1 protein-coding gene is annotated in these 694 nt (G+C 32.3%); it reads right to left on the reverse strand.

Annotation, left to right across the window (positions count from 1 at the left end; genetic code table 11):
- Nucleotides 1-177 precede the first annotated feature (177 nt).
- Nucleotides 178-633 (reverse strand): hypothetical protein, encoded by a 456-nt coding sequence (locus EZH24_RS13070; protein WP_137999450.1) that lies wholly within the window; start codon nt 631-633, stop codon nt 178-180.
- Between the last annotated feature and the right edge of the window lie 61 nt (nt 634-694).

Consider the following 694-nt stretch of genomic DNA (forward strand, 5'->3'; position numbering starts at 1 on the left):
TAGTCTTATTCGAACTATTGGCGTTATTAGGATAATTAACATTCATTTGTTTTCCCCTATTTCCTTGATTTTGGTCATAGGTTCTGTTTGTGCCAGAAGTTCCTTTATTCGGATTTTTTATATCCGCGCTGTGATTTTTACCCATATTCTCTCACCTCCTTTTTTAAAATAAAATATTTACTGTTTTGATAAATACGATGTAGTATATATCTCATTAACATTAGTTCTTATATCTACACGTAACAACCCATTACCTGCATCATATGAAACTTCGAAATAATCTGTAGTTGGGTTATTAATAGTCGCTTCTCCATCTCTACTGCTACTACCAGCGTAAGCAAATTTCTGCCCGTATTCCTGATACCAATTTATTACTGTGATATCAAAATTTACGGAAACTTGCTCGGAATAATAAGCTTTTCCAATTATACTACAATAGCTACCGTTGTTTGTAACCGCTGCATAACTGTTATAAAAGCTATTAGTATAGATTCCTTGAGGCGGATGGTTTTGGTTAGTCTCACCAATAATATTGCCACTTCCAGTTGTCTCTTCATTTTTACAGCTTGTATATAAAGCCATAACTAAAGCTCCTACGACCATGTAGGTAAAAATTTTTTTGATATTCTTCATACGAATATCCTCCTATTAATAAATTTATTTATAACTAAACAAGGAATTTTTATTTTCCTTG

Origin of the sequence: Brachyspira catarrhinii (genome assembly GCF_005518285.1) — a bacterium.
Lineage (GTDB): Bacteria > Spirochaetota > Brachyspiria > Brachyspirales > Brachyspiraceae > Brachyspira > Brachyspira catarrhinii.

Bases quoted from the DNA above. Each gene is read 5' to 3' on its own strand.
- EZH24_RS13070 (WP_137999450.1), bottom strand. From the start codon at position 633: ATGAAGAATATCAAAAAAATTTTTACCTACATGGTCGTAGGAGCTTTA.